Annotated in this window: 19 protein-coding genes, 2 tRNA genes and 1 pseudogene; 4 read left to right on the top strand and 18 right to left on the bottom strand. The window is 70.3% G+C overall.

Going from position 1 to position 22,824, the window contains the following annotated elements:
* Nucleotides 1-293: 293 nt before the first annotated feature.
* Both ABE488_RS13675 and pmbA read right to left on the bottom strand, forming a co-directional pair.
* Complete coding sequence (locus ABE488_RS13675; protein WP_346448925.1) at nucleotides 294-659, bottom strand: DUF4870 domain-containing protein; 366 nt, start codon at nucleotides 657-659, stop codon at nucleotides 294-296.
* Between the two features lie 83 nt (nucleotides 660-742).
* Nucleotides 743-2,128, bottom strand: coding sequence for a metalloprotease PmbA (gene pmbA, locus ABE488_RS13670; RefSeq protein WP_346448923.1), 1,386 nt, complete (start codon nucleotides 2,126-2,128; stop codon nucleotides 743-745).
* A 23-nt stretch (nucleotides 2,129-2,151) separates the two neighbouring features.
* On the opposite strand from pmbA, the pseudogene yjgA reads away from it, so the two are divergent.
* Nucleotides 2,152-2,655: pseudogene (gene yjgA / locus ABE488_RS13665) on the top strand (ribosome biogenesis factor YjgA); the annotation flags it as partial.
* A 128-nt stretch (nucleotides 2,656-2,783) separates the two neighbouring features.
* Here the strand turns inward: yjgA and tldD are convergent.
* From tldD to ABE488_RS13645, 4 genes are all read right to left on the bottom strand, one after another.
* Nucleotides 2,784-4,247 (bottom strand): metalloprotease TldD, encoded by a 1,464-nt coding sequence (gene tldD, locus ABE488_RS13660; protein WP_183425824.1) that lies wholly within the window; start codon nucleotides 4,245-4,247, stop codon nucleotides 2,784-2,786.
* 71 nt (nucleotides 4,248-4,318) lie between these two features.
* A complete protein-coding gene (locus ABE488_RS13655; RefSeq protein WP_346448921.1) occupies nucleotides 4,319-8,176 on the bottom strand; it encodes a YhdP family protein in 3,858 nt (1,285 codons plus the stop codon).
* A 9-nt stretch (nucleotides 8,177-8,185) separates the two neighbouring features.
* Nucleotides 8,186-9,700, bottom strand: a complete 1,515-nt coding sequence (gene rng, locus ABE488_RS13650; RefSeq protein WP_346443689.1) for a ribonuclease G — start codon at nucleotides 9,698-9,700, stop codon at nucleotides 8,186-8,188.
* A 6-nt stretch (nucleotides 9,701-9,706) separates the two neighbouring features.
* The gene (locus ABE488_RS13645) at nucleotides 9,707-10,306 is read right to left on the bottom strand and encodes a Maf family protein (protein WP_346443691.1); all 600 of its coding nucleotides are present in this window, start codon (nucleotides 10,304-10,306) and stop codon (nucleotides 9,707-9,709) included.
* Nucleotides 10,307-10,428: 122 nt separating this feature from the next.
* Here ABE488_RS13645 and ABE488_RS13640 point away from each other — a divergent pair, with 122 nt between their 5' ends.
* The 3 genes from ABE488_RS13640 to ABE488_RS13630 all read left to right on the top strand — a co-directional run bounded on the left by ABE488_RS13640 (nucleotide 10,429) and on the right by ABE488_RS13630 (nucleotide 12,227).
* A complete protein-coding gene (locus ABE488_RS13640; protein WP_346448920.1) occupies nucleotides 10,429-11,160 on the top strand; it encodes an SIMPL domain-containing protein in 732 nt (243 codons plus the stop codon).
* Nucleotide 11,161: 1 nt separating this feature from the next.
* Nucleotides 11,162-11,335: a hypothetical protein gene (locus tag ABE488_RS13635; RefSeq protein ID WP_346448918.1), complete on the top strand. Its 174-nt coding sequence runs from the start codon at nucleotides 11,162-11,164 to the stop codon at nucleotides 11,333-11,335.
* A gap of 199 nt (nucleotides 11,336-11,534) precedes the next feature.
* A complete protein-coding gene (locus ABE488_RS13630) occupies nucleotides 11,535-12,227 on the top strand; it encodes an energy transducer TonB (RefSeq protein WP_346448916.1) in 693 nt (230 codons plus the stop codon).
* Between the two features lie 343 nt (nucleotides 12,228-12,570).
* Here the strand turns inward: ABE488_RS13630 and ABE488_RS13625 are convergent.
* The 12 genes from ABE488_RS13625 to eno all read right to left on the bottom strand — a co-directional run bounded on the left by ABE488_RS13625 (nucleotide 12,571) and on the right by eno (nucleotide 22,737).
* A tRNA-Arg gene (locus tag ABE488_RS13625) sits at nucleotides 12,571-12,647 on the bottom strand.
* Between the two features lie 102 nt (nucleotides 12,648-12,749).
* Nucleotides 12,750-12,842, bottom strand: a tRNA-Ser gene (locus ABE488_RS13620).
* Nucleotides 12,843-12,894: 52 nt separating this feature from the next.
* The gene (gene csrA, locus ABE488_RS13615) at nucleotides 12,895-13,110 is read right to left on the bottom strand and encodes a carbon storage regulator CsrA (protein WP_346443696.1); all 216 of its coding nucleotides are present in this window, start codon (nucleotides 13,108-13,110) and stop codon (nucleotides 12,895-12,897) included.
* A gap of 157 nt (nucleotides 13,111-13,267) precedes the next feature.
* Entirely contained in the window at nucleotides 13,268-15,910 is a 2,643-nt protein-coding gene (alaS, locus tag ABE488_RS13610) for an alanine--tRNA ligase (RefSeq protein ID WP_346448914.1), read from the bottom strand.
* A gap of 156 nt (nucleotides 15,911-16,066) precedes the next feature.
* Nucleotides 16,067-16,522 carry a regulatory protein RecX gene (locus ABE488_RS13605; protein ID WP_346448912.1) on the bottom strand — a complete coding sequence of 152 codons (456 nt, stop codon included), beginning with the start codon at nucleotides 16,520-16,522 and terminating at the stop codon, nucleotides 16,067-16,069.
* A gap of 142 nt (nucleotides 16,523-16,664) precedes the next feature.
* On the bottom strand, nucleotides 16,665-17,699 hold the full coding sequence (recA, locus tag ABE488_RS13600) for a recombinase RecA (protein WP_346443826.1): 1,035 nt from the start codon (nucleotides 17,697-17,699) through the stop codon (nucleotides 16,665-16,667).
* Nucleotides 17,700-17,894: 195 nt separating this feature from the next.
* Nucleotides 17,895-18,542 (bottom strand): transcriptional repressor LexA, encoded by a 648-nt coding sequence (lexA, locus tag ABE488_RS13595; protein WP_346443699.1) that lies wholly within the window; start codon nucleotides 18,540-18,542, stop codon nucleotides 17,895-17,897.
* Between the two features lie 51 nt (nucleotides 18,543-18,593).
* A complete protein-coding gene (gene truD / locus ABE488_RS13590) occupies nucleotides 18,594-19,682 on the bottom strand; it encodes a tRNA pseudouridine(13) synthase TruD (RefSeq protein ID WP_346448910.1) in 1,089 nt (362 codons plus the stop codon).
* Complete coding sequence (ispF, locus tag ABE488_RS13585) at nucleotides 19,679-20,170, bottom strand: 2-C-methyl-D-erythritol 2,4-cyclodiphosphate synthase (RefSeq protein WP_346448909.1); 492 nt, start codon at nucleotides 20,168-20,170, stop codon at nucleotides 19,679-19,681. Before ispF ends, truD begins: the two co-directional genes overlap by 4 nt.
* An 87-nt stretch (nucleotides 20,171-20,257) precedes the next feature.
* A complete protein-coding gene (ispD, locus tag ABE488_RS13580; protein WP_346443703.1) occupies nucleotides 20,258-20,974 on the bottom strand; it encodes a 2-C-methyl-D-erythritol 4-phosphate cytidylyltransferase in 717 nt (238 codons plus the stop codon).
* A complete protein-coding gene (gene ftsB, locus ABE488_RS13575; protein WP_346448907.1) occupies nucleotides 20,971-21,318 on the bottom strand; it encodes a cell division protein FtsB in 348 nt (115 codons plus the stop codon). Before ftsB ends, ispD begins: the two co-directional genes overlap by 4 nt.
* 15 nt (nucleotides 21,319-21,333) lie before the next feature.
* Entirely contained in the window at nucleotides 21,334-22,737 is a 1,404-nt protein-coding gene (gene eno / locus ABE488_RS13570; RefSeq protein WP_346448905.1) for a phosphopyruvate hydratase, read from the bottom strand.
* Between the last annotated feature and the right edge of the window lie 87 nt (nucleotides 22,738-22,824).

Genomic DNA, 22,824 nt, shown 5'->3' with positions numbered 1-22,824 from the left:
CCCCGCGGGCGGCGGCGCGCCTGCGCCCCGCCCCCGCGGCCCCCCCCCCCCCCCCCCCGCCCCCCCCCACCACCCGGCCCCCGTCTGCAAAGTCGCCTCCCGAAATGCCACTCTGACCCCGGTTTTGATGGCGCTGGGCGCGACGCCCTGCCGCCAGTCTGCTGCAGACCTCTGCAATCTGCCTTCGATCACCGCTTGGCCGTCTGCTGAAGGGTGCGCATTCCCGCACGCTGGAGAAGAACGAAGAACCCCGGCACACAGGCCGGGGTTCGAGAGGCTGCGTGACGTGCCGGTCAGCTGATCAGGCGCAGCGCGAAGGGGTAGCGGTAGGCCACGCCCTCCTTGGCCTTGAGCGCGGCGACGATGCTGAACACCACGCATAGGATCCACAGCACCAGGTTGATCAGACCGCCGATCAGGATGATCGTCAGCACCATGCCGATGACGTAGCCGATGGTCAGCGTGATCTGGAAGTTCAGCGCTTCCTTGGCCTGGTCGGTGACGAAAGCCTTCTCGGGCCGGTCCTTGTGCACCAGCCACATGATCAGCGGCACGATGAAGCCGAGGATGATGCACGACAGATGCGTGAGCATCGCGAACGTGCGGTCGTCCTGCGTGGTGGCCGCGGCCGGTGCCGGTGCCGGATCGAAATCGTTCATTGCGAAGTCCCCATAGGCAAGGTGAAAGAAGATGCGCTGGGCCAGGCGACGATCGCCACCGCGGCCGGCGGTGCGAGCATACGTCAATCCGTGCCGGCCACCGTCATGCGACCGATCAGCATCGAGCCGGTGCGGACATGCGAACGCGGGTCGACATCGGTGCCCACCGCCTCGATGCTGGCAAACATCTGTTTCAGATTGCCGGCGATGGTGATCCCGTCGACCGCGTGGCGGATCTCGCCGCCCTCGATCCAGAACCCGGCCGCGCCGCGCGAATAGTCGCCGGTCACCGCATTGACGCCCTGCCCCATCAGCTCGGTCACCAGCAGTCCGCGGCCCATGTCGCGCACCATCGCGTCGAGATCGCCTGCATTGGCGGCGATCTCCAGGTTGTGCACGCCGCCGGCGTTGGCGGTGCTCTGCAGGCCGAGCCGGCGCGCCGAATAGCTGCCGAGGATGTAGCGCTGCAGCACGCCGGCCTCGACCAGCGGCGACTCGCGGGTCGCCACGCCTTCGGCATCGAAGGCGGCGGACTGGAACCCGCGCGTCAGGAACGGCCGCTCGTGGATCGAAAACCAGGTGGGGAACAGCTGCGTGCCGGCGCTGTCGAGCAGGAAGCTGGCGCGCCGATACAGCGCGCCGCCCGAGACCGCGCCGAGCAAGTGCCCGACCAGCGACCGGGCGACGTCGGCCTGGAACAGCACCGGGTAGCTGCCGGTCGGCACCGGCCGGGGATCGAGGCGCGCGAGTGTGCGCTGCGCGGCGCGGCGGCCGATCGCCGCTGCCGGCTCCAGGTCGTCGGCCGCCAGCGCCACGCTGTACCAGCCGTCGCGCTGCATCTGCTCGCCACTGCCCGCGATCAGCGCGCAGCCGATGCTGTGGTGGCTGCTGCGCTCGGCGCCGACGAAGCCGTGGCTGTTGGCGTAGACGTGCAGCGCACGCGCGGTCGAGACCGATGCGCCATCGGAGTTGCCAATGCGCGCATCGGTGTCGCGACCCGCGGTTTCGCAGGCCAGCGCCAGGTCGACCGCGCGATCGGCGTCGAGCGCCCAGGGGTGCCAGGCGTCGAATTCGGGGAAGCGACCGTCGGCGCCCGGCCGCGCCATCAGTTCGGCGTCGGCCAGGCCCGCGGCGGGGTCGTCCTCGGTGAAGCGGGCGATCGCGCAGGCTTGGTCGACGGTCGCCGCCAGGCTCTCCTCGCGCAGGTCCGCGGTGCTCGCGCTGCCCTTGCGGCGGCCGAAGTAGACCGTCACCGCGATGCCGCGATCCTGGGTGGACTCGACCGTCTCGACCTCGCCCATGCGCACGTCGATGTTGAGACCGGCATCTTCCGAGCAGGCGACCTCGGCCTGACTGGCACCCTGGGCACGGCAACGCTCGAGCAGGCGCTGCGACAGCCCGGCCAGCGCATCGAGGCGAGCGATGGCGTCGTCACCCGGCACGCGGTCGGCAATCTGCGATGGGGACATGGTCAATGGCTTATCCTGTTGCGATGAGAGGCATAGACGAAGACAGCGGCGAGTATCTGAGCCCGAGCCGCAAGCAGCAGCGCCGCGAGGCGCTCGAGGTGCTGGCGCTGGCCGAGGCGCTGGTGGCGCTGCCCGAGGGGCGGCTGGCGAAGCTGCCGGTGCCCGACGCGCTGCTGCCGCACATCGCCGAGACGCGACGGATCACCTCGCACATCGCGCGCAAGCGGCAGATGGCGTTTCTGGCCAAGCAGATGCGCCGCGAGGAAGACGAGACGCTGGAGGCGATCCGCGACGCGCTCGACGCCGGCGGCGAGGCTTCGCGCATCGAGACCGCGATGCTGCACCGCGCCGAGAGCTGGCGCACGCGCCTGCTCGACGAGGGCGACGGCGCGCTGGCCGAACTGCTGGAGGCCTACCCGCAGGCCGACCGCCAGCGCCTGCGCCAACTGGTGCGCAACGCGCTGGCCGAGCGGGCGAAGAACAAGCCGCCGGCGGCGTTCCGGGACCTGTTCCGGCTGCTGCGCGATACGGTGGCGCACAAGCCCGAAGCGCCTTGAATCGCCATTGTTGACCGGCGATACGACAGCGCAGCCCGGCTGCGCGCGCGCCAACGTGCAGCCTGGCATCACAAATCCCGAACCACCGATTACGGCGCTCAAGCCTGGGTACCACCCACGGTGAGCCCGTCGATCAGCAACGACGGCTGGCCCACGCCGACCGGGACGCTCTGGCCGTCCTTGCCGCAGATGCCCACGCCGTCGTCGAGCGCCATGTCGTGGCCGACCATGCGCACGCGCTGCATCGTCTCGGGGCCATTACCGATCAGCGTGGCGCCCTTGACCGGGGCGGTGATGCGGCCATCCTCGATCAGGTAGGCCTCGGTCGCCGAGAACACGTACTTGCCGCTGGTGATGTCGACCTGGCCGCCGCCAAAGTTGACCGCGTACAGCCCCTTTTTCACCGAGCGGATCATGTCCTGCGGGTCGTCGCGGCCAGCCAGCATGTAGGTGTTGGTCATGCGCGGCATCACCCGGTGCGCAAACGATTCACGGCGGCCGTTGCCGGTCGAGGCGACACCGCTCAGGCGCGCGTTGAGGGTGTCGTGCATGTAGCCGGTCAGCACGCCGTCCTCGATCAGCGTGGTGCACTGGGTCGGCGTGCCTTCGTCATCGACGTTCAGCGAACCGCGACGGCCGGCCAGCGTGCCGTCGTCGACGATCGTCACCCCGGGCGCGGCCACGCGCTGCCCGACGCGCCCGGCATAGGTGCTGGTGCCCTTGCGGTTGAAGTCGCCCTCCAGGCCATGACCGACGGCCTCGTGCAGCAGCACGCCGGGCCAGCCGGCGCCGAGCACGACCGGCATCACGCCGGCCGGCGCGTCGACGGCCTCGAGATTCACCAGGGCCTGGCGCAGCGCCTCGCGCGCGAAGTGCTCCGGACGTCCGTCGCCGAGCAGTTCGGCATAGCTGTAGCGCCCGCCGTAGCCGGCATAGCCGGACTCGCGGCGGCCGTCCTGCTCGACCAACACCTGGATGTTGAGCCGGACCAGCGGGCGCACGTCGCCGGCGAGCACGCCATCGCTGCGCGCGACCAGGATGGTGTCCACGCCGCCCGTCAGGCTGACGCTCACCTGCTGCACGCGCGGGTCGGCGGCGCGCAGGAAGCGGTCAATCCGGCGCAGCGCTTCGACCTTCTCCGCGCTGCCCAGTGCGTCGATCGGGTCGCCGGATGGGTAGAGATCATGCGCGCGCGCGCGCACCAGCGCCTGCGGGGCATGCGCGCGGCCGTCGCGGGCGATCGCACGCGCCGAACGCGCCGCGCCCAGCAGAGCCACCGCATCGATGTCGTCGGAGTAGGCCAGGCCGGTCTTCTCGCCGCTGATCGCGCGCACGCCCACGCCCTGCTCGATCGCGTGCGAGCCGCTCTTGACGATGCCGTCCTCGACCGACCAGCTCTCGCGGCGCGCGTGCTGGAAGTACAGGTCGCCGAAGTCGATGCCCGGGCCGAGCAACGCAGAGAAGGTGCGGTCGAGATGTGCGCTGTCGAGGCCGGCGGGCAATAGCAGACGGGACTGCGCGAGGGCCAGCGCGTCGCCAGTCGCGGGGGAGAGATCGGTCATCCCTCAAGTGTGGGGCCTGGTGGAGGAATGGCAACCCACCGCGCGCGCCTTCCGGTGACGCACGCGATCGATCAAGGGCCGATCGGCGGCGCAGGCGCCGCCTCGGGTGGCCGCGCATCGCGGCGCTCGACGACCTCGACCTTCGGATCCTGCCACGGGCCGCTGACGTGGTAGTTGCGTGCGCCCATCTCGGCCAGCGGCCGCCGCAGCACTGCGTTGGCGACCGCGCCCACCGCCGCGCCCACCGGGCCTGCGGTCAGCGCCCCGACCGCGGGCAGCAGGTTGCCGGTCTTGGGCAGCACTTCGATGTCCTGGTCGTGAGTGCGCGCCTGCAGATCGGCGGTGCCGCGGATGCGGATCTCCGCCGCCGGGCCGTCGATCGTGACCCCGTCGCTGCGAGCCAGGCCCTGGCCGAAGCGGATCTCGCCGGCAATCCGGCTGAAGCCGAAGCCGCGATTGAAGAAATCGCGGAAATCGAGCATCAGCCGGCGCGGCAGCTCGGCCACGCTCAGCAGCCCCAGCACACGTCCGGCGCCGGGCTCGACCTCGACCAGTTGGCCGTCCTTGACCGTGACCTGCAGCGCCCCTTCCAGCGATGCGACCGCGAACGCGTTGGGCGCGCCGGGCCAGGCGGCATCGAAGTCCACCCGCCCCTGACCGCCGACGATACTGCCGGCAAAGCCCAGGCCGGAGGCCAGACGGCCGAAGTCGTCGCTCTCCAGGTCGGCTTCGAGCGTTGTGCGCGCAGCGGTGCCGCGTCCGGTCCAGCGGCCGCGCAGCTCGATCCGGTGTTGCGGCGACTGCACCCGCAGGTGATCGAGCGCAACGCCGCCGGGCACACGCACCAGGCTGCCATCGGCGGTGCCCAGTTGCAGGGGGCCGACGCGCAGGTCCTCGATCGCCAGCCGGATCGGCCGCAGCGTCGCCGGATCGATCGTGTCGGCATCGCCCGGAGACGCCGGCGGCTGCGCTGCCCGCGGTTCATCGGCCGGCGGCTGCGCCTGCATCGGCCAATGCAGGCGCTGCAGCGTCGCGACCACCGGCGCAGCGTCCGCGTCGGGCACACGCACGCCGCCCGCCAGCGCCGCACCATCGAAACGCAGGCTGGTGCCGGCGCCCTGACGGACCGCGGTGATCCGGGTCTGGCCGAAACCGGCGCCGGGCAGACGCAGGTCGAGCGCGGTCAGGTCCACGCCCACCAGGCGGGGCGCATCCGCGCCCTCGTCGCCGCCGGCCGCCAATCCGATCCAGTCGGCGAGTTCGATGACCGGGGTGCGCCCGCCGATCGCGATCCCCGAGGCCGGCGGCGCCTCGGCGACACGCCCGCTGCCGAAAGTCAGGCGCACGCCGGTGCCGGCATCGCGCGCACGCGCGCGCACCGCGAGTCGATCGCCGAATCCGACCGCGATGTCGCCGGCGTCGAACGGCAGCGACGCATCGATCGTGGTGCGCAGCGCTTCGCCGGCCGGTTTGGCCAGCGGTGCCGGCAGCCGCAATGCCGTGCCGACAAGATCGGAACGCAGCAGCAGACGCGCCGGCGCCTGGCCTGGCGCGGGCGCACGCGCGACCGTGACCTGCACCTGCCAGGGCGCCGCCCCGTCGACATGGGGACGCAACCAGCCCAGGTCGGGCGCGCGTGCGAGCAGGTCGTTGGCCGCGAGCGTGGCGGCGAGCTCGGCTTCGAACGCCTGGTCGCGGTCACGGACATGGCCCTCGCCCGCACGCAGCGCCAGCGTGCCGGCATGCCCCTCGGTGCGAGCGGCCAGCCGCTCGCCGGAAAACCCGTTCTGATCGAAGCGTGCGCTGCCGCGCACATCACTGAAGTCGAGCGCAAAGCGGCCTTCGCGTGCCGACACGCCGTCCAGCGCAACGCTGCCGTCGAGCCGCACCGGCGCGTCGTGCGGCACCGCCAGCGTCAGTGCGACGCGCGCCGGACCGGACACCTTGAGGTTGTCGAGGGTCTCGGCATGCTCGGCGTGGAACGGGCTTTGCCGCATCAGCGTCAGCAACGCGCCAGCATCGGCCTGGGTGGTGGCGCGGACCTCGACCGGGCTGTGCGCGTAGTGCTGCATCCCGGCCTCGATCGCACGCACCGGCACCCCGGCCAGTTCGCCATGCGCGTCCTCGACCGAGAAACCATCGTTGACGAAACGCACCCGCCCGCTCATCCGCTCCAGCGCCGGCCAGTCGTCCTGGAAGCGGATCGTCGCGTCTTCGATCCGCGCCCGCGCGTCGAACACGCCCCGGCGATCGTGTCCGTCGGCGCTGCTGAAGGGCCAGTCGCCCAGCTCGCCGGAGACGATCGCGCGGCCGTCGCGGACCGTGCCGGCGACCAGTGCCATGTTCAGCCAGTCCATCGCGGCAGCCGGCATTTCGTGGCGCACCCAGAACTTCTTGGCGACCGGCACCTGCGCCGCGTCGACCACCGCTGCCAGATCGATGCGCGGGCGTGCGCCGTTGCCGTGGAACGCCAGGCCGCCGCGCACGTCCGCGGCGTAGCCGTCGCCTTCGATCCGCAGCGCCGGTGTCTCGACGCGCCAGTCGCCGTCCTCGCGCCACGCCGCGATCTCGCCCTCGAGCCGCAGCGGATGCGGCACGCCGAAGCCCTTGGGCCAGTCGAACACCGGCCGGGCCTGAGGATCGGGACGGAAGACCAGGCCATCGGCATCGCCGGTCAGGGTGCCGGTCAGCCCGTGCAGGCCGGGCGTCGTTCCGACCGGCGCGAAGCCCAGGTTCTCGATCCGCGCGGCGACCCGGGCCGGGCCACCGGGCAACGCGGCGACCTCGACATCGGCGAGCACCGCCTGCGGCGCGGCAGCCTGCAACCAGGCGCGCAGCGACGGCGACAGGCCATCGCCGAGCGCGGCCAGCGCCAGCAGCGGCGCGACTTCGACGCGTGCGGCACGCATCGCATAGCGCGAACCACCAGCCAGTACGAGCCCGTCGAGCGTCTGCTCGCGACCGTGCTGGACCATGCGCAGCGTCGGCGCGTCGAGTCTCCAGTCCGCGCCCTCGTGTTCCCAGCGCAGTTGCGCGCGCACGCCGTCGAACGCCACCGCACCCTGGGCGTCGCTGCCCTGCCCGCTCGGCTCTGCGCGCCGTAGCGACAGCGTGTCGAGCGCAATATCGGCCGTGGCCGCAACGACCCGGCGCTCGCGCAATTCCAGCCACGCCGCGACCCGGCCGTGGCCTTCGCCGATCGCCGCACCACTGGGCGCCAGCAACGGCGACCAGACCTGGAGGTCGTTGCGCGGCATCGCGACGTAAGCCCGTCCGGTGAGGTCGTCGCGCAGCAGATCGACCCGCAGATCCAGCGGCGCCCCGTCGACCTCGACCCAGGCCCGGGCCGCGGCGCGCACCCGGCGCCGGTCGACCTGCATCCGCAGATCGACCCGCGGCAACGTGTGCCGCAGCGACAGCGAGGGCGCATCGATCGTGAGCCGGGCACCAATGACCTGCAGCTCGCCGAGGCCTTCGAGCGTGGCCAGCGGATCGTCGCTGGGCGTCGCGCTGCCGGGCAGGCCACGGACATGCCAGCCACCGTCATCGTCGCGCTCGAGGGTCAGTGCCAGCCCCTGGATCCGCAGTTCGGTCAGCGAACGGCCCGGCAGCAGGCCCGAGTACGGCGTGACCTGGATCTCGGCACTGTCGATCGGCACCGCGGTCGCCGGCTCGCCGATGCGCAGCCCGGTCACCCGCAGCAGCGGTCCGCGTCGGCTCCACTGGGTGCGCAGGGTCTCGAATGCGACCGGCCGGCCGGCACGTTCGCTGAGCCAGCGCTCGACGCTGCGCGGATTGCGCTCGACCCACGGTAACGCCAGCTGCGCCAGCGCGACCGCGCCGATCGCGACCAGCACCACCGACAACGCCGCCACGTACCACGCGCCCAGATGCGCGCGGCGCAGGCGGTTCGCCCACGCCGCCGTCATCGTCGTGCCCTAGAGCAGCACAACGTCGAACTGCTCCTGCAGGTACTGGTCGTCGGACTGGAACCGGATCGACTTGCCGAGGAACTCCTCGAGCTCGACGACCGCGGCCGACTCCTCATCGGTAATCGTCGCCACGACCTTCGGCGAGGCGATGACCAGCAGCCGGTCGGCATCGAACTGGCGCACTGCGCGCACGATCTCGCGGAAGATCTCGTAAGTCACCGTCTCGACGGTCTTGACGATGCCCCGGCCGCCGCAGGCGCCGCACGATTCGCCGAGCTGGCGCTGCAGGCTCTCGACAGTGCGCTTGCGGGTCATCTCGACCAGGCCCAGCGGCGAGAAGTCGTAGACGGTGGTCTTGGCATGGTCGCGCGCGAGCGATTTTTCGAGCGTGCGCAGCACCTGGCGGCGATGCTCGGGGTCGGCCATGTCGATGAAGTCGATGATGATGATGCCGCCCAGGTTGCGCAGCCGCAGTTGCCGGGCGACCGCCTGCGCGGCCTCCAGGTTGGTGCGGAACACCGTCTCCTCGAGGTTGCGCTGGCCCAGGAACGAACCGGTGTTGACGTCGACGGTGGTCATCGCCTCGGTCTGGTCGATGACCAGGGTGCCGCCGGACTTGAGCGCGACCTCCTTGTTGAGCGCTCGCTGGATCTCGTCTTCGACGCCGTACAGGTCGAAGATCGGCCGCGACCCGGCATAGCATTCGATCCGGTCCACCAGCCGCGCCTGTTCGGCCGGCCCCGGCGCCGGCAGGTACTGCGCGGCGAACACGCACAGCTTCTCGTAGGTGTCGCGCGAGTCGACCTTGACCTTGTCGACATCGCGGCGCATCAGGTCGCGCACCGCGCGCATCGGCAGGGTCAGGTCCTCGTAGACCCGGCTGCCGACCTTCGCCTCGCCGACGGTGCGCTCGATCAGCGCCCAGGCCCGCTGCAGGTAGGCAATGTCCTCGGCCAGCGCCTCCGCGCTCTGGCCCTCGGCATTGGTGCGCACGATGTAGCCGTGGCCGCCGGTGGCGGCAGCGAGCTCGGACACCAGCGTTTTGAGCCGTAACCGTTCGGCCTCGTCCTCGATCCGCGCCGACACACCGACCGCACGCGACTGCGGCAGCAGCACGAGATAGCGCGAGGGAATGCTGATCTGGGTCGTCAGCCGCGCGCCCTTGCTGCCGATGGGGTCCTTGACCACCTGGACGACGATCTCCTGACCGTCGCGCAGCAGTTCGTTGACCGGCAGCGTCGGCCCCGATGGCGGGAACAGGCTCTCGCCGTCGCCATCGCCGTTGGCCTGCGGCGCACGCATCACGTCGTTGGCGTGCAGGAAGGCCGCCCGTTCCAGGCCGATGTCGACGAACGCCGCCTGCATGCCCGGCATCACCCGCTGCACCCGGCCCTTGTAGATGTTGCCGACCACACCGCGCCGCCAGCCGCGCTCGATGTGCAGCTCCTGCAGCATGCCGTTCTCGACCACGGCCACGCGCGTCTCGCGCGGAGTGACATTGATGAGGATCTCTTCCGACATGCCCGATCAGGCCTCCTGCGCCTGCGCGACGAACGGCCGCGGGGCCAGCCCGAAATCGCCCAGCAGCGCGCCGGTCTGCTGCAACGGCAGGCCGACCACGCCCGAGTAGCTACCGGCCAGGCGCGCGACGAACAGCTCCGCGCCACCTTGAATCGCATAGCCGCCGGCCTTGCCGCGCGGCTCGCCGCTGGCGACATAGGCTGCGATGGTCGCCTCGTCGAGCGGAGCGAAGGTCACCTCCGTGATCACCGTCGCCTGGGCCTGACGATCGGCCCCGACCAGCGCCACCGACGAGATCACCTCGTGGGTCCGCCCCGAGAGCCTGCGCAGCATCGATGCGGCTTGGGCATCGTCGCACGGCTTGCCGAAGACCTCACCGTCGAGGACGACCTCGGTGTCGGCGCCGAGCACGACCGCGCCGGGCTCGGCCGCCAGCGTACGCAGCCCGGCATCGGCCTTGTCGCGTGCGACACGGCGCACGTAGTCGCCCGCGCGCTCGCCCGGATCGCGGCACTCCACGACATCGACGTCGACGACGCCAAAAGGGAGTCCGAAACGGGCCAGCAGGGCGCGGCGGCGCGGGGATTGCGAGGCGAGATACAACATCGGGCAAGGATACCGCGCAGCGGCCGCGCAGCCGTCGACGCCAAGTCGATCAACCCCGTTCCGGCTCACGACCCGTTCACTGCCCTGTGACGACCCTTGTTCCGTCGTCCTTGGAGACCACCATGCGCCCCAATCCGCTTCGCCCCTTGCTGCTGGCCTGCAGCCTTGCCCTTGGGACCGTTTCGATGACTGCCACCGCCCAGGACTATCAGGTCGCCGCCGCCCCCTCAGACGGCACCCTGCTGTCGATCTCGGCCAGGGCCGAGGCCAGTCGCGTGCCCGACATCGCCACACTGTCGACTGGCGTGATCACGCAAGCCGGCGACGCCAACGGCGCCATGCGCGCCAACGCCGAGCAGATGACCCGGCTCACCGCCGCGATCAAAGCCGCCGGCATCGCCGAGCGCGACGTGCAGACCTCGGGCATCAACCTGAGCCCGCAGTATCACTACGCCGACAACCAGCCGCCGAAGATCACCGGCTACCAGGCCAGCAACACGGTCAATCTGAAGGTCCGCGACCTGCGTCGGCTCGGCTCGGTGCTCGATGCCCTGGTCGCCAACGGCGCCAACCAGATCAACGGGCCGACGTTCGAGATCGACAATGCGCAAGCCGTGGAAGACGAAGCCCGCGCCGCAGCGCTAAAGCAGGCGCAGCAGCGCGCCGAGCTCTACGCCAATTCGCTCGGCATGCGGGTGCGGCGCATCGTGAGCATCAGCGAAGGCGGCGGTTTCGCCCAGCCGCGCCCGATGATGGCGATGCGCGCGATGGCGCAGGACGCCTCCACCCCGATCGCGCCGGGCGAGAGCACGCTCAGCGCGAATCTCAACGTCGTGTTCGAACTCGGGCGCTGACATGAGCCGCAAGGACACGCCGCCCGCCGCACCGCCCAAGCCCGGCCAAACGCCGGGCTACTCGGAAAACCATCCGCGCGACCGCGAGGACGCACGGCAACCCGCCCCCGAGCGCAAGCCCAATCCGGACGAAGGCGGCCTCGACCGCGAACCCGAACGCATGCCCGGCGACTGACGTACCGGCGGATCCGGTCGCGCGCCGCGCTGACCGGACCGCCCGTCCGCCGGCAACGACCACTCGTCGCCGGCCGCTTGTCTGGACACAAGATCGGTGCCCAGGCTGCAAACAGACACGGCGACCGTGTGCGGCGCTGCCTGCCCCCGGGTCGCCACGCTTCCGCTGGCCGCCCGGCCGGCACGACAGGAGGTGGCGCATGGTGCTGCAGCAGACCGCTCCCCGCATGCGGGGCTTCGCGAACCCGGACCGCCGTCCGGACCCGGTCCGGATCGTCGGCATCGCCGGCACCCTCGCCTTCAATGCAGTCGTGTTGTCGGTGCTGCTGGTGCCCACCGGCGGGGGCGACCGGCTCTCCCTTCCCGATGCCGCGCCGCAGCTCGACTTCCGTTGGCTGACGCCTCCGCCGCCGACGCCGCCGCGCCCGCCCGAGACCCGCGAGATCGTCACACCACGACCGCTGCCACCGGCCATCGCCACGCCGGCACCGGTCGCGGTGGCACCCGCGGTCGATGCCGCCGCTGTCGCCGAGCCCATGCCCAGCGCGGTTGCGGCGCCCGCGCCCGGCACCGATGGCGCGGTGGCGCCCCCTGCACTGAGCGCACCTGCGAGCGGCGTGCAACTGCAGTACGCCGCTGCGCCACCGCCGTCCTATCCGCGCGCTTCGTTGCGCGCCGCCCATACCGGCGTGGTGCAGCTCGAGGTGCACGTCGGCATCGATGGGCGGCCGTTGTCGGTGCGCGTGCACCGCAGCAGCGGGCATCGCGACCTCGACCAGGCCGCGATGCGTCAGGTGCAGCGGCACTGGACGTTCCAGCCGGCCATGCGCGACGGGCGCCCGATCGAAGCGATAGGAGTTGTTCCCATCGCGTTCGATCTCGACCGCGGCTAAGCGCTGCAACCTGCGCGCCGGCATGCCCGGTGCGTCGGAAAAGCGCGGATATGCACACGTGCGGCAGCGCGCGATCACGCAGCCCGCGGCCGTGCGCGCCGGTCGCCATGGCATCGGCGGCGAAGTGCGCGAACCTGGAGAGATGCGATGTACAGAAGCGCGATTGCGGCAACGTCGCGCGCCGGACGTCTCGCGCGTTGGACGTCTCGCGCGCTGGGCGTCGTCGAACCGGCCTGTCGACGATGCGGGTCCGCAGATCCGGGGCATAGCGCGAACTTCGGCACGAGCGAAACGACAGGCAACAAAAAAGCCGACGATCTCTCGCCGGCTTCTCTGTTTGTTCTGGCGCGCCCGGAAGGATTCGAACCTCCGACCCCCAAGTTCGTAGCCTGGTGCTCTATCCAACTGAGCTACGGGCGCCTTGAACAGGAGCGGAATTTTGCAGGTAAAGCGAAATTCCGTCAATGCCTTTGCGAAGATTTTTTTCTTTCGTCGGTGTCGCCGACGTCGGAATCCAGGCAATGGCGGAGAGTGAGGGATTCGAACCCTCGATGGAGCTTTTGACCCCATACTCCCTTAGCAGGGGAGCCCCTTCGGCCTCTCGGGCAACTCTCCGAAACATCACGTCAGGCGATGAATTGCTCGACGCGGTGCGAAGGATACCGACTCACCTCGCCTGCGGCAAATCCTCGTCCACATCGGCCTGTGCGTCGACGCCTTCGCCGCGGTGGATCCGCTGGTAGATCTCCTCGCGGTGGACGGCGACATCCTTGGGCGCAGTGATGCCAATGCGCACCTGGTTGCCCTTCACGCCCAGTACCGTTACCGAAACCGAGTCCCCAATCATCAACGTCTCACCGACGCGACGGGTCAGAATCAACATAGAAATCTCCTGAGGCCGGCGTGGAACGCCCCACCGGCGTGGCCTGCAATTCGGACCGTTCTCGACCTTGGGAACCGATTACAGACCAATTGAACCGTGAAGGATGTCGTCTCGAACGCGGCTGGTCAACCGGGCCCGAAACGTGTTTAGCGTGCGCTTATCCGATCCGCGCCCCGACCCAGGCCCCGACCTCGGCCAGGGCCGAGCGCAGTGCGGGGCCATCCTCGCCGCCACCCTGCGCCAGATCAGGACGTCCACCGCCCTTGCCGCCGATCCGTCCTGCGATCTCCGACAACAATTCGCCGGCCTTGACGCGTCCGCTCGCCTTGCCGGACACACCTGCAACCAGCGCCGCACGTCCATTGCTGGCGCCGGCAAGCACGATGACCGCATCGCCCAGCTGCTGTTTGAGCCGATCGACCGCATCGCGCAGTGCCTTCGCATCCAGTCCTTCGACGCGTGCAGCCACCACGTGGATACCGCCCACGTCGACCGCGCCCGTGGCGAGGTCCGCCGTCGCACCGCTGGCCGCCTTGGCCTTGAGCGTATCGAGCTCGCGCTCGAGCTGCTTCTGCCGGTCGAGCAGCGCCCGCAGCCGCTCGCCGACCTCCGCACCGGTGCCGCCCAGCAGGCCCGCCGCCTGACGCAGGCGATCCTCCTCGGCACGCACATGGTCGAGCGCCGCCTGGCCGGTCAGCGCCTCGATCCGTCGCACGCCGGCCGACACACCGCCCTCGGACACCAGTTTGAACAGCCCGATGCGGCCGGTCCGGTCGACGTGGGTGCCGCCGCACAGCTCGACCGACTCGCCCATCGTGACCACGCGGACGCGCTCGCCGTACTTCTCGCCGAACAACGCCATCGCGCCGGCGTCGAGCGCGGCCTGCATGTCCATCTGCTCGATCGAGACCGGATGGTTCGCCCGGACCTCGACGTTGACCCGGCGCTCGATCTCGGCCAGTTCCTCGGCTGCGACCGGCTGGAAATGCGAGAAGTCGAAGCGAAGCCGCTCCGGCGCCACCAGCGAGCCCTTCTGCGCGACGTGCGTGCCGAGCAGCTCGCGCAGCGCGCCATGCAGCAGGTGGGTCGCACTGTGGTTGAGTACGATCGTGCCGCGGCGCTCGGCATCCACCGCGCCGCGCACACGGTCGCCACGCCGCAGCGCACCGTTGGCGAGTCGCCCCAGGTGGCCATGGAACTGACCGGCGAGCTTCTGTGTGTCGCCGACCTCGAAGCGCAGCCCCTCAGCCTCGAGCACGCCGGTGTCACCGACCTGCCCGCCCGACTCGCCATAGAACGGCGTGCGGTCCAGGATCACCACCGCCTCGTCACCCGCCTCGATCGCATCGACCGGCCGGCCGCTCTTGAGCAGCGCGACGACCTCCAGGCCGTCGGCCTGCGTGGCGTCGTAGCCGACAAACGCGGTCGGCGAAAGCTGCGCAACCAGTTCGGCCGGCAGCGCCGTACCCGATGCGAAGCGTCCGGCCGCGCGCGCGGTTTCGCGCTGACGCTGCATCGCGGCGTCGAAGCCGGTCATGTCGACCTCGAGCCCGCGCTCGCGCGCGATGTCGGCCGTCAGATCCAGCGGGAAACCGTAGGTGTCGTAGAGCCGGAACGCATCCTCGCCGGGAATCGCGCCCTGGCTGCGGGCGGCGACCTCATCGAAGATGCGCATGCCGGCATCGAGCGTCTCGGCAAAGCGCTCCTCTTCGGCGCGCAGTGCGCGTTCGACCAGCGTGCGCTTGTCGCGCAGTTCGGGATAGGCTTCGCCCATCGCCGCATCGAGCGTGTCCACCATCGCGTGGAAGAACGGCTGACGGACGCCCAGCATCCAGCCGTGACGCAATGCGCGGCGGATGATCCGGCGCAGCACGTAGCCGCGCCCTTCGTTGGACGGCAGCACACCGTCGACGATCAGGAAGCTGCAGGCGCGGATGTGATCGGCGATCACGCGCAGCGACTTGTTCTCCAGGTCCGCGGTGCCGGTGAGCTCGGCGGCCTTGCGGATCAGCGCCTGGAACAGATCGATCTCGTAGTTGCTGTGCACGCCCTGCAGGATCGCCGCCAGGCGCTCCAGGCCCATACCGGTGTCCACGCACGGCGCAGGCAGCGGCGCCAGCGTACCGTCAGCCTGGCGGTCGAACTGCATGAACACCAGGTTCCAGATCTCGATGAAACGGTCGCCGTCCTCGTCGGGCGAACCGGGCGGCCCACCGGGAATGTGCGCGCCGTGGTCGTAGAAGATCTCGGTGCACGGCCCGCAGGGGCCGGTGTCGGCCATCTGCCAGAAATTGTCGGAAGCGAACGGCGCCCCTTTGTTGTCGCCGATGCGGACGATGCGGTCCTCCGGCACGCCGACCATGTCGCGCCACAGCGCGTACGCCTCGTCATCGGTCTGATAGACGGTGACCAGCAGACGCTCGGCCGGCAGCTTCCAGACCTGGGTCAGCAGCTCCCAGGCCCAGGCGATCGCGTCCTTCTTGAAGTAGTCGCCGAACGACCAGTTGCCCAGCATCTCGAAGAACGTGTGGTGACGCGCGGTGTAGCCCACCGCATCGAGATCGTTGTGCTTGCCGCCCGCGCGCAGACAGCGCTGTACGTCCGCCGCACGCACATAGCTGCGCTTTTCCGCGCCCAGGAACACATCCTTGAACTGCACCATGCCGGAGTTGGTGAACAGCAGCGTGGGATCGTTGCCCGGCACCAAGGGTGCCGATGGCACGATGGTGTGGCCCTTGCTGCGGAAGAACTCGATGAAATCGCTGCGGATCTGCGCGGTCGTGGAGCTGTGCGTGGTCATGTGCCTGGCGTGACGGGACGGGCATGCCCCAGGCCGGGAATCACCGCCGTTGGCGGGGCCGGTCCGGAACTCGCGCCCAAGAACGGCAAGATTAGCAGGCCGGTCGCCTTCGATGGCCCAACCGTCCGCCCAGGCGCCATCGGCGCCGCCGGAGATTCACGCCTCGCGCAGACGCCGGACCGCCGCGTAGGCGACCTCGCCGCCGAACCCGCGCCGGAGCAGGAAATCCACCGCCTTGCGCCGGAGCGCCGGATCGGCCTGGAGCGCGGCCCCGTCGTAGCGTCGGGCGAGCAGGTCGCAAGCCCGGGCCTGCCAGTCGCCCTCGCCGTCCTCGTCCAGTGCTTCGAATGCGGCGGCGACCTGCGCCGAATCGAGTTGGTGCATCGCCAGTTCGGCCTCGATGCGCAGCGGCCCGTAGCCATTACCGGCGCGCGAGCGGGCCAGGCTGGCCGCAAACCGGGCGTCGTCCTGCCAGCCCTCGCGGGTCATCCGCTCGACCGCGGCGTCGGCGTCTTCGGTCTCGACGCCTTTGGCCACCAGCTTGCGCCGCAGTTCCAACTGCGAGTGCTCACGCCGCACCAACAACGACAGCGCCCGCTGCGCAGGCGTCATCTGCCGACCACGCCGACGCGGGGGCGCAGCCTCGATCGCATCCCCCTCGTCGGCCGCCAACGCGCTGCCCCGCCCCACGTCCGGCACGGAACCATCGTGGTCCCCGATGCCGGACGCCAACCGGGCGCCTCCGGCGCTCGCCTCAGTCGTCGGCGGCGTCTTCGCCATCGCCTGCCACCACAACCGCCGGCATCAGCCGCTCGCGCAGCGCGGCCTCGATCCGGGCGGCGACTTCCGGGTTGTCCTTGAGGTACTGGCGCGCGTTCTCCTTGCCCTGTCCGATGCGCTCGTCGCCGCAGCTGTACCAGGCGCCAGCCTTGTCGACCAGCTTGGCTTCCACACCCATGTCGATCAGCTCGCCCTCGCGGCTGATGCCCTCGCCGTAGAGGATCTCGGTGACGATCTGCTTGAACGGCGGCGCCATCTTGTTCTTGACGACCTTGATGCGCGTCTGGTTGCCGATGATCTCGTCGCCCTTCTTGATCGCGCCGATGCGGCGGATGTCGAGGCGGACCGAGGCGTAGAACTTCAGCGCGTTGCCACCGGTGGTGGTTTCCGGACTCTGGCCCGGCATCATGATGCCGATCTTCATGCGCAGCTGGTTGATGAAGATCACCATGCAGTTGCTGCGCTTGATGTTGCCGGTGAGCTTGCGCAGCGCCTGGCTCATCAGGCGCGCCTGCAGGCCGGGCAGCTGATCGCCCATCTCGCCTTCGATCTCGGCCTTGGGCGTGAGCGCGGCGACCGAGTCGACGACGACCATATCGACGGCGTTGGAGCGCACCAGCATGTCGGCGATCTCCAGCGCCTGCTCGCCGGTATCGGGCTGCGACACCAGCAGGTCGTCGAGATTGACGCCGAGCTTGGTGGCGTAGGTGGGGTCGAGCGCGTGCTCGGCGTCGATGAACGCCGCGGTGCCGCCGGCCTTCTGGCACTGGGCGATCGTCTGCAGCGTCAGTGTGGTCTTGCCCGAGGACTCGGGGCCGTAGATCTCGACCACCCGGCCCTTGGGCAGGCCGCCGATGCCGAGCGCGAGGTCGAGCTGCAGCGAGCCGGTGCCAATGACCTCGGCCGCCTCGGCGCTGCCGTCGCCCATGCGCATCACCGAGCCCTTGCCGAACTGCTTCTCGATCTGGCCCAGGGCAGCTGCGAGCGCGCGCTTCTTGTTCTCGTCCATCGTGGTGGTCCTTGTCATTCGTGTTCCAGGAAGTTGAAGGCATCGTCGCAGGCGTGGATCGCACGGGCTGCGACGCGATGCGGTGATCTCGATCCTGCGCCGCCATCGGCGCGCAGGACAGCGGGGGAGTCCGCACGCGAGCTTCGGGGAACGCCCCGTCGGCGATCGGACGTCATCCGGGGCATCGGGCGGCCGTCACCGGTTGGGCCTGACGAGGCCGCAGTACAGGCCCTCGATCGCGAAATCCTGGTCGGGCAGCACCTCGATCGGGGCGTAGTCGGGATTGCGCGGCAGCAGACGGATCCGATCCTTGCCGATCTTCAGCAGCTTGACGGTGATCGCGTCGTCGAGCCGGGCGACGACGATCTGGCCCGACTGCGCGTCGCGCGTGCGGTGCACGCCGATCAGGTCGCCCTCGAAGATGCCTTCCTCGCGCATCGAATCGCCCTTGACCTTGAGCAGGTAGTCGGGCGACGGCGAGAACAGCACGCGGTCCAGGACGATGTAGTCGTCCGGGGTGGGCATGTCGTCGGGCGCGTGGGCGCCGATCGGCGTGCCGGCCGCGACCTGCCCGAGCACCGGCAACCGCAGCGCGTCGCCCGACACCACTTCCGCCAGTACCGCCGCCTGCGGCGCGACACGCAGGCGGATGCCGCGTGCACGGCCGGGCAGCCGCTCGATGGCACCGGCGGCCTCGAGTGCATCAAGGTGGTACTGCGCGGCGCGGACGCCGCTGAATCCGAAGGCGCGGGCGATCTCGGTCTGCGAGGGCGGCATGCCCTCGTTCTCGATGCGGTCGGCGATCATGTCGAGGATCGCGTGCTGGGTCGGCGACAGGTCCATGGTGAGTAGTATTACTACTAACCCACGCCCAAGCAAGTCCCCACGCGCGCTTCAGTCGGCCGGTGCCGCCGGCAGGGACCGCGGCGCGGCGGCGTTGGCAATGGTGCCCAGTTCGGCGAGCACCGCGGTCGCATAGCAGCCGGGCGGCAGTGCGAATGCCAACTGCAGCACGGCCTCGCCCTGCCAGGCCCACGCCAGCGTGCCGGGCAGCAGGCGGGTCGCGCGGCGCTCCTGGCTCAGACCGGCGCGCTCGAGCCCCTCGCGCAGCGCGCGCGCGCGCGCGTCGGCCAGCGCTGCCATCTCGATCTCACGCGCAGCGCCGACCGCTCGCGTCTCGCCCCGGCCCCACAGCGGCCCGGTGGGATGGATGTCGTGCGCAGCGGCCCGCACGGCCAGCGCCTCGCTCCACGGCTCGGGGCCGAACAAACTGCGGCTGCCGTCGAGCATCCAGACTTCGCCCTCGCAGCCGGTCGCCCAGGTGCCTGCGGTCACGCGCGCGGCCAGGACCTGGTTGAACAGCGCCGAGCGCGCCGACGACAGCAGCAGTGCACGCTGCTCGCGACCGAGCCGTCGCCGTGGCGCGGCGAAGAAGGCCAGCGCCTTGTCGACATTGCCGCCCCCATGGCCGAAGCGCTGCTCGCCGAAGTAATTGGGCACGCCTTCGGCGGCGATCGCGCGCAGCCGGGACTCGATCGTTGCGCGGTCGCCGGCCACGTCGCGCAAGGTCAGCGCAAAGCGGTTGCCGGCCAGCGCGCCGCGCGGCAGCTTGCGCGCATGCCGCGACGTCGCCAGTACCCGCAGCCCCTGGCCGGCGCCCTCGCCCATCGCCTCCAGTGCCGCGATGTCGGGGTCCTCGCGCCCGGGCAACTGCACGGTGAAGCGCTGGGTGGTCAGCGCGTGCCGGTCCTTGAGCCCGGCGTAGCCGACCGCGCGCTCGTCGACGCCGGCCCACTGCGCGAGCAGCCGCGCGACGAAGGCGGTGTTCATGCCGCGCTTCTCGATCGTCAGCAGCAGGTGCTCGCCGCTCCCCGAGGGCGCGAAGGCGTCAAGTTCGTCGACCCGGAAATCCTCGGCGTCCTGACGAATCGTCGCCGACAGCGCCGCCTGCCCGTGGGCGCGCGGCAGCGCGGGCGTGCTCACGCGGACACGAGCAGGCAGGCGGCCTGCGCGGCGATGCCCTCGCCGCGACCGGTGAAGCCGAGCGTTTCGCTGGTCGTGGCCTTGACGCTGACGCAGTCCAGTGCGATCCCGAGGTCGGCGGCGATCGCCTCGCGCATCGCCAACGCGTGCGGGCCGATCTTCGGCCGCTCGCAGATCACGGTGACATCGACATTGCCGACCCGCCAGCCGCGTTCACTGAGCAGCGCGTTGCAATGCCGCAGCAGCGCGCGGCTGTCGGCGCCCTTCCAGCGATCGTCGCTGGGCGGGAAATGCACGCCGATGTCGCCCAGCGCGAGCGCGCCGAGCATCGCATCGCACAGGGCGTGCAGCGCGACATCGCCGTCGCTGTGCGCGAGCACCCCGCGCCCATGCGGCACGCGCACGCCGCCGATCATCACGTGATCGCCGTCGCCGAAAGCGTGGACATCGAAGCCCTGACCGATGCGGAAACGGGGCGTGTCGGACATGGTGCGCACCTGTGGGAAGGGGGCCGCAGCTTGCCACGGTTCGACGGCAAGGCAAGCGCAGCGCGCTGCGCCGTGCCAGACGCAGCCTCAGCCGCGCTGGGAGAGCTCGAACGCGAAGCGCGCCAGATCGGCCGGGGTCGTGATCTTGAAGTTGTCGTCGCGGCCCTCGACCAACAACGGGCGGGCCCCCTGGCGCTCCATCGCCATCGCCTCGTCGGTGACGACGATGCCGGCAGCATGCGCTGCTTCGAGCGCACGCCCCAGTTGCAGGCGCCGGAACAACTGCGGGGTCAACGCGCGCCACAGCCGCTCGCGCGGCTCAGTGCGGTCGATGCCGCCATCGTCGCCGGCCCGCTTGAGGGTGTCGCGCACCGGCGCGGCCAGAATGGCCCCGACCGGATCGGTGCGCCCGCGCTCGAGCAACGCGTCGAGATCGGCGGCGGCGAGATTGGGCCGCGCGGCGTCGTGGACGAGCACGAAATCGTCCGCGCGCACGGTGTCGGGCAGCGCATGCAGCCCGGCGAGCACCGAATCGGCGCGACTGTCGCCCCCATCAGCCCGCAGCAGCGGCGTGTCGCCCAGCCCAGCCCGCAGGCCATCGAGGTCCACGGCATCGGCGGCGGCCAGCACCAGCACGATGCCCGCCACGCCCGGGTGGCCCGCAAGACATGCCAACGTATGCGCCAGCACGCTGCGGCCCCCGACCTCCAGGTATTGCTTGGGCACGTCGCCACCGAAACGCGTCCCGCGCCCGGCGGCGGGCACGATCGCCCACAGGCCGCCGCGCGCGGGTTCGGCGATCATCGAGGATCTCCGTCGTCGGCGTCCGGAGCGGCCGTGTGCTCGGCCGGCAACGGCGCCACCCGCACATCGTCGACCACGCGGTAGAAGGTTTCGCCGGGCTTGATCATGCCCAGTTCGCCCCGCGCGCGCTCCTCGATCGCGGCCTCGCCGGACTTCAGGTCGGCGACCTCGGCGGCCAGCGCGTCGTTGCGCTGCTGCAGGCCCTCGTTCTGCCGGGCCTGCGCCTCGACCCGCGCACGCAACTCCTCGACCTGCGTCGTCCCGCCGACGCCGTACCACAGCCGGTACTGCAACCATCCCAGCAGTACGGTCAGCATCAGCAGGACGACGAGGATCGCGCGCATGGCGGTGGTCCGGGATCAGCGCTTGAGCGAGACGAACGCGTCGCGGCCGGCGTAGCGAGCCTGGCCGCCCAACGCCTCCTCGATCCGCAGCAACTGGTTGTACTTGGCGACGCGGTCGCTGCGGCACAGCGAGCCGGTCTTGATCTGCGTGGCGGTGGTGGCGACCGCGATGTCGGCGATCGTCGTGTCCTCGGTCTCGCCGGAGCGATGGGAGACGATCGCCGCATAGCCGGCGGCATCGGCCATCGCGATCGCCTCGAGCGTTTCGCTCAGCGTGCCGATCTGGTTGACCTTGATCAGGATGGCATTCGCGGTCTGCGAATCGATGCCTTCCTTGAAGATGCGCGGGTTGGTCACGAACAAATCGTCGCCGACCAACTGCACCTTCTGGCCGATGCGCTCGGTCAGCAGCTTCCAGCCCGCCCAGTCGTCCTCGGCCATGCCGTCCTCGATCGTGACGATCGGGTACTGCGCGGCCCAGTCGGCGAGGAAGTCGACGAACTGCTCGCCGCTCAGGCGCTTGCCCTCGCCCACCAAGTGGTACTTGCCGTTGTCGTGGAACTCGCTCGAGGCCACGTCCAGGCCCAGCAGCACGTCCTCGCCCGCGGCGTAGCCGGCCTTGCCGATCGCCTCGAGAATGGTGTCGAGCGCCTCGACGTTGCTGCGGAAGTCCGGCGCGAAGCCGCCCTCGTCGCCCACTGCCGTGCTCAGGCCGTGCCCCTTGAGCACTGACTTGAGCGCGTGGAAGATCTCGGTGCCCGCGCGCAGCGACTCGGAAAAGCTCGAAAATCCAACCGGCAGGACCATGAATTCCTGGAAGTCGACATTGTTGTCGGCGTGCGCGCCGCCGTTGATGATGTTCATCATCGGCACTGGGAGAGTGGGCGCGTTGAGCCGTCGCCCCTCCGGCGACGGCTGCGCCTGCGAGCGCCCGGCCACGGATAGCCGGGCGGGGCCATCCGAAGCCGATCGCGTTGCGCCATGGACGGCAGCCACTTGCGTCACATCGATATCGGCCAGGTGCTTCCACAGCGGCACCTTCTTCGAGGCGGCGAGCGCGTGCGCGTTCGCCAGCGACACGCCCAGCAGTGCGTTCGCGCCCAGCCGGCCCTTGTTCTCGGTGCCGTCGAGGTCGATCAGCCGCTTGTCCAGCCCGGCCTGATCGGTCGCGTCGAACCCGGTCAGCGCCTCGGCGATCGCGCCGTTGACGTTGGCCACCGCCTTGGTCACGCCCTTGCCCAGGTAGCGGGTGCGGTCGCCATCGCGCAGCTCCACCGCCTCGCGTGCACCGGTCGAAGCGCCCGAGGGCACCATCGCGCGGCCGAAGCTGCCATCGGCCAGGGTGACTTCCGCTTCCAGGGTCGGGTTGCCGCGCGAGTCGAGGATTTCACGGGCGTGGATCTTGGCGATTGTGGTCATGGGCTCGCTGTGTCGTGTTGGACGGAGAAGTGAGGAAGACGCATTGTGGCTGCAGACGTCCGCCGATGGGACGGATCGGTGCGGGGC

This window comes from Luteimonas sp. TWI662 (assembly GCF_039673825.1).
Lineage (GTDB): Bacteria > Pseudomonadota > Gammaproteobacteria > Xanthomonadales > Xanthomonadaceae > Luteimonas.
Note: the sequence above shows the minus strand (reverse complement) of the source record. Positions and strands in the feature narration are given on the sequence as shown.